The sequence below is a fragment of the Foetidibacter luteolus genome, assembly GCF_009650435.1.
Classification (GTDB): domain Bacteria; phylum Bacteroidota; class Bacteroidia; order Chitinophagales; family Chitinophagaceae; genus Foetidibacter; species Foetidibacter luteolus.
Map to the genome: position 1 here is coordinate 22,286 of NZ_VVIP01000011.1, position 6,217 is coordinate 28,502.

General features: G+C 46.9%; 5 protein-coding genes and 1 pseudogene. 3 read left to right on the plus strand and 3 right to left on the minus strand.

Features of this window, described 5'->3' with window-relative positions; genetic code table 11:
* Positions 1–42 precede the first annotated feature (42 nt).
* The gene (locus tag F0364_RS02990) at positions 43–423 is read right to left on the minus strand and encodes a rod shape-determining protein (protein ID WP_153796272.1); all 381 of its coding nucleotides are present in this window, start codon (positions 421–423) and stop codon (positions 43–45) included.
* 453 nt (positions 424–876) lie between these two features.
* On the opposite strand from F0364_RS02990, the gene F0364_RS02995 reads away from it, so the two are divergent.
* Positions 877–1,077, plus strand: a complete 201-nt coding sequence (locus tag F0364_RS02995; RefSeq protein WP_153796273.1) for a hypothetical protein — start codon at positions 877–879, stop codon at positions 1,075–1,077.
* 218 nt (positions 1,078–1,295) lie between these two features.
* Here F0364_RS02995 and F0364_RS03000 read toward each other — a convergent pair whose 3' ends face one another.
* Complete coding sequence (locus F0364_RS03000) at positions 1,296–1,856, minus strand: hypothetical protein (RefSeq protein WP_153796274.1); 561 nt, start codon at positions 1,854–1,856, stop codon at positions 1,296–1,298.
* Positions 1,857–2,219: 363 nt separating this feature from the next.
* Here F0364_RS03000 and F0364_RS03005 point away from each other — a divergent pair, with 363 nt between their 5' ends.
* Positions 2,220–2,765 carry a hypothetical protein gene (locus F0364_RS03005; RefSeq protein WP_153796275.1) on the plus strand — a complete coding sequence of 182 codons (546 nt, stop codon included), beginning with the start codon at positions 2,220–2,222 and terminating at the stop codon, positions 2,763–2,765.
* A 435-nt stretch (positions 2,766–3,200) separates the two neighbouring features.
* Here F0364_RS03005 and F0364_RS03010 read toward each other — a convergent pair whose 3' ends face one another.
* Entirely contained in the window at positions 3,201–5,237 is a 2,037-nt protein-coding gene (locus tag F0364_RS03010; RefSeq protein ID WP_153796276.1) for a T9SS type A sorting domain-containing protein, read from the minus strand.
* Between the two features lie 914 nt (positions 5,238–6,151).
* Between F0364_RS03010 and F0364_RS03015 the strand changes: the two are divergent.
* Positions 6,152–6,217 (plus strand): annotated as a pseudogene (locus F0364_RS03015) (transposase); the annotation flags it as partial.

Consider the following 6,217-nt stretch of genomic DNA (forward strand, 5'->3'; position numbering starts at 1 on the left):
ATACGCACGCCGCCATAAACGCAATTTTCTTAGGCATCAAAACTATCGCCAACTATCATCATCGATTATAGTGAGTGCGTCGCCGTTTGATAGTTTTTGTTCGGAGTCAACTATGTACACTTTTTTAGCTCCTGCCATTTCTGCTATATCGCGAAGGGCACGTTTTTCAATATCGCTAAGACCACCCTCAGCACCCTCCAACTGTTGAATAACCACTTTCACTGCAAAAAAGGTGGTTTTCAAATGTAGCCCACGGATCGCAGCCAAAATTGTCTCATTAGCAGGATCAAATTTGGCAAGCACAACTCTTTGCGTCGAGAATGGGTTAATTGCAAACTGCGTAACCTCCTCGCCTGTTTCCAAGTTAACTGCTGTAACCTGATTTCTCCTTATTTGAATATAAAGTTTAGGCGATTTAAACATCTACTCGTCTACTTTAGAATGATTTGAATTATTGCGGCTAACAATTAATATCCGCAGCTTTCTCCGTCCGGATATTCCAAAAGTACGGTATTCTCCTTTCTGGTTTTCAATACTTTAACCGTTTACCGGTTCGCGAAGCGCCGTTGCGCAAATCCGCAAAAAAATATGGGTAGGTGGGTTATCGACCAACGTAGGGTTAACAGTTTCCGCTGTATGTTTCTGGCGCCGAAGGCGGCAGAAAAGGGGCTTTTTAGGTAGAAGAAAATTGTCCGTCGGGCCGGGCTTTACAGCCTTCGCCGGTAAAAACTAACTGTGATTGAAGGGCAACCGGACTGTAACAGGGGAAATCTGCCCCGCGGCAACCGGAAAACCCGCCGCACCTTCGGAATATAGCCCCGAAGCTGCGGAACACTGCCAGGGTCACCGGAAGGGCAAAAGCATTCTTCAGGAAGCATGGCCGATAACCCCGGAAATGCCGAAATGTCTCTCAAAGAACCTTCCGCCGGGCTCAAGGAGTCTTCCGTAACTCTCAAAGGCTATTTCCTGTGGCTCAAACTGACAACGGAGCATGTAAAGCAGGCTTCCGTGTGGCTAACCGGCTATTCCGGCTGCCTCAAGTTCTATTTCCTGTGGCTCAAAGAGGCTTTCCTGTGACTCAAGTTGGTTTCCGCAGGCGGCAAATGGTCTTCCGCAGTTCAGATCCCTCCTTCGTCGGGATGACAAGAGGCGGGATGTGACAAGGGAAATCTTTCCGTGGCACCGTGGCTGACACACCGTGGGCCTGGGCCGCAAATGGTTTGTGAGCAAAGTTTCCAACGCCAAATGCGGCAGAAACGGACGTTTTTAGTGGAAAGAACTGGCGGGAAACACTGCTAAAGTTTCAGTGATTCTTGTTTGTGGCGATTGTGGGCATCCTTGAATTTGTCTAAAAACTTCAGCCCATCTTCAAATAACGAAAGTTCTATTTCATGTGTGTGCCTTTTGGTCTTTTTTTCGTTTTTTATTTTGACTATCGTTAGTAGATTAAAGCTGTCTTTATAAAATTCTTCCCTGCGATAAATTACCCTCTTATTGTTGAATAATTCAAGTTTGGAGGTGACCAATTGATTTGACTTATAGTAGTAAACTTTATTAACGGTAATCCTGGCGCCACCGTTGTATTCAATTCTATAAATTGTATCCTCTCTCAAGTTCATTAGCATATATTCTCCATAGCCCCCTACAGTCTTGCCACTTCTTTTTCTCTTTATTACACCATCTTCAACAGAGTGAAGAAACTCATTGTTTTGGGTGCCTGAATTATTTATGGAATCAATATATTCTGCGTATGCCTTGATAGCGCCGATTTCGGACGTGTCATATTGTGCATAGGATACAGTCCTGGATAGCAGTGCCAATAAAGTTATAAAAATGTATGTTTGTAAATATCTCATAATGCTGTTGCGTAAAGCTAATCTCCGCACCTCCTGCACCCGGGGTATTTTAAAAATAAAGTATTCTCACTTTCTATGCATCAATACTTTTCCCTGTTTACCTGCTAGCGAACTGCTGTTGTGCAAATCCATCGAAAAATCATAGGCACTATTGCCTGACACCACAGGGTTAGCCGCCTTCAGTTGTATGTTTCTGGCGCCGGAGGCGGCAGAAACGGACTTTTTATGTGCTACAACCAGCGATGAATTGGCTTCTGAAGGCCTTGATAGCAACAACTGGCCCGCCTAACCTGCAGCCTGCTTGAAAACGGGAAAAGACCGCAGTTTGGCACACCCAGGAACTGAAACCATGTTTTGGACTCAATGGATACCTTCAAAACGGAACTGGTTCGTCTTTTATGCCAAACGGACACCTTCAAAACAGAACTGGTTCGTCTTTTATGTCCAACGGATACCTTCAAAATAGAACTGGTTCGTCTTTTATGCCCAACGGATACCTTCAGAACAGAACGGGTTCGTCTTTTATGCCCAACGGACACCTTCAAAACAGAACAAGTTCGTCTTTTATGCCCAATGGATACCTTCAAAACAGAACTGGTTCGTCTTTTATGTCCAACGGACACCTTCAAAACAGAACTGGTTCTTCTTTTATGTACAATGGATACCTTCAAAACAGAACTGGTTCTGTTTTTTAGTCCAAAGATTATCCTCAAAACAGAACTGGTTCGTCTTTTATGTACAATGGATACCTTCAAAACAGAACTGGTTCGTCTTTTAAGGTCAATGGATACATTCAAAATAGAAGGCTTTCATTTTTTATGCCCAACAGGCATTAAACTGCCCGAACCGCGACAAAGTTTCTGGCGCCGGAGGCGGCAGAAACGGCTTTTTATGTGCCAGAACTGGTGAGAAATAGGCCTAAGCTAAGAGCGGCCTGGTTATAGTGTGTGCAGCATGAAAATGTGCAATAGCCAGAAGGACGCATGTGAATGGCCCCGGATGAAATACCGTGCAGGCATTTGATAATAACCCAACAACCCCGAAAGGTTGTTGGGTTATTACTTAGCAGGCATAAAACCTGCCTGCAAAAAATGCAACAGGCTGCACCATCGGGTGAGGGATTGAAGCGGATACCCCGGTGAAGGTTTGCGCGGCAGCTTCTGTGCCGGAGTATGAGCGAAAAGCCCGGCCCGAGGTACGAGGGACACCCCCAAAAACATTTACAAACATAGAACACAACAGCACCAGGAGCCCGCAGAGGCTGAAGAACGCCATTGCACATTTTTATGCTGTTGGCAGTAAAACAGCAGGCTTGCAGCGGGCAATGGTGATGGTAATTATGTTTTACTTCTGCAGAATAAATTTTATCAATTCCTGTTTATTGCCGTTTACTTCAAGGTAATATATGCCCGGGTGAAGGTTGGGCAAGTTAATGCGGTACAAGTTTTCACCTTTAAACCCTGCATCTGTACGGGTGAAAACAACCCTGCCTGCCATATCGAATACACGTAAAACCATTTTTCCCTGCAGGGCATTGTTGTACCGTAGTGTAAGGGCGCCTTTTGATGGGTTGGGGTATAACAAGTTGTTAGCCGGCATCTTTTTGCCTGCTTCTTTAACTTGCATTGGCCCGCTGGCAGCCAAAAGGGTAACCGCGAATGTGTTCCTTATGTTTTGGTAATACTGAATGTCGCTAAGCAGTTTGGTATGGGCAGTATTATCCAGGCATATAGTGGTGGAAACACTCAATTCCTTGTTATACGCTTCCAGTTCAACTGTTGCCCAATGCAATACCAGGTTGCGCAGGCTTGGGCTAAAGAGTGCAAAATTGCCCAGCAGGTTATAGATGGTACGGCCCAGGATAAGCTGAGATATGGATACTGCCCCCTTCCTGGCAATCACATTTTCCCGTACCAGGGTGCCGGCGCAAACATTTTCATTTACCAGTGTGCTGAGTGTAAGAAAAACCCTGCCGGATACATCTGTCCATGCATCCAGTGTAACACCGCCAACCTGGGTGGCCGTTGTATAGGTCTGCGTGCTGCCAGCCGGAAAAGTAACCGCGTATTTCCTTTTAGCATAGGCTATGGCATTGTTGTATTCCTGTACGTTGTAAACAAGGTAATTAAACCTGGATACCACCGATACCGAACCATTGCCCGGCGTGCCGTTGTTAACGGTACATTCCGCAAATACAGTTTGCGGTTGCAGGTATTCGTCTGTTGCACACTTGTTGGCAGCAATTTCCTGTTTTGCGCGGTAAAAAATTCTGTAATTACCATTGCCCAGGTCTTCTGCCTGGCTGGTTGCAACGCCTGAAGCAGATACCAGCGAACCCTTATCTGTTGTAGAAGGTGCAGCGCCTGTTATTGCGCAGTTAATGATTAAACCCGCAGTGACAGGGTTCGTGGATATACTTATTTCGCTGGTTGCGTATTTTGTTATGGCCGCGGCATTGTCTTGCACCCATTTGTTAGAAATGGTTGGCTTAAGAAATGACAGGCTTAGTTGAGCAACCGGTAACGAATAGATGATAACCACCAGGCCATCCCCACCAGCAGTTGCGTAAGCGCCACCGCTGGCAACATTGCCTGTGTAATCTTCATCCGCAGCATTGGCCGGGGTGATGCCTACAGCCCCTATGGTTGTACCGCTGGCGGAAATATAACTTGAACCGCCGCCGCCGGCGCCATCGCCTACATCGGTACCGCCGCCGCCGCCATAATAACCGCCACCGCCAGAGCCGCCAAGGCCATTATCAACACAGGCGCCAGCTCCTCCATAATAACTTCCCCCGGCGCCTCCGTCAGCATCCGGCCGGTCAGGGTTAGCACCACCTGCCCCACCTGCCGTTTGCGTACCGGGGCCGCCATCAAAGCCAGGCCAGTGGCTGGCTTCGCCGGTAAGGCCACCGCCACCGCCTCCGCCTACATTCTCAGGCGCACCCGCGCCGCCACCGCCACCGCCTGCACCTGCGGTAATAAGTTCTATATCGCTGCTATTACGAACACCCGAACGGCCGCCACCCCTTCCGCCGCCACCGCAACTTTTAGGGCCACCGCCACCGTAAGCGCCTACCCCTGCACCCGGTTGCCCGCCACCGCCGGTAATAATGGTTAAAACTTCGCCGGGTGTAACATTCAGGGTATCCATAGCAAAACCGCCGCCACCGCCCACATCGTTAAAAATGTAGTTACCGCCGGCGCCCCCGGCCCCCCAGGCTTTTACTACAATTTTGGTAACGCCATTGGGTACTACCCAGGTTTGGTCTGCCCCGGTGTATGGAAAAGTTGTTTTAAAAACCTGGCCAGGCAATTGGGTAACAGCAATCATACAAACATATAGCAGGATGAACCTTTTGAAGAGAATAATTGATTTCATACATCATTTTTTAATGGTGAAAAGCAAAATGGTTTACAAACGTCAAAATCACTGAAGGGCGGGCACGGGATTATTGCCCTGCCGGTAAACAGACCGCAGGTGTAAGATCTGGTGTATGCTCAATTGTGTGGTGCAGTAATAGGTTTTAAGTAACCCGATGGTTCCTGTTAAATGGCAGATTCATCAACAAAAGCGGGGGAGCCTGGTAAGTAGAGGCCAAAGGCATTTCAAATGGAGAATGTGTTGAATATGTATACCTGTATCAGTCTTCAGTTGATTTGCCTGTTATATGCAGGCCGAAGGTTAATACGCAGCAAAAAATAAAGCCTTTCAATAAAATTGCCACAGGAAAGATTGGTTATTAACAATGCCATGTATAATAAGGCCATGCTGGATAACTGTTCCGTTAGTACAAAGTACAAACAATAAAATGCAAATGCAATACCAATAAAGAATGTTTTTAAAAATTAATACTTCATGGCAGGTGTGCCTTAACACTGGGGTATTGTCTTCTGCTGTGATAAGATTTTTTTGGGGGTGCCCCCAAGCTATCGCAAGGGGTCGGGCTTTCCGCTCATACTCCGGCACAAAAGCCAACGCACAAAGCCTCACCGGGGTATCCGCTTCAATCCCTCACCCGCCGGTGCAGCACGCAGCTTCTTTTGCAGGCAGGTTGTATTCAGATTGCTGCAAGCGACAGAATAATACTGCGGAACTGAAAGTTCCGCAGAGCGGTGGTGCCACTATTGGTTACAAGTCCAAATGTATTTAAGGCGATATCCTGTCTCACGTATTTTCCAAAACCCTTTTTGCTGCCGGCGTTACTATTGTTGTTGCCAGGAAATGTCCTTTGAGTTAAAAACATGATAATACCAGCCATTGTTCCATGCGTATATTAAAAAGGTTGAATGCTGGTGATAGAATACCTGGGGCGTTATTCTCATAAAGTAGCCATCAGCAACCACCGCATCAAAAGCATT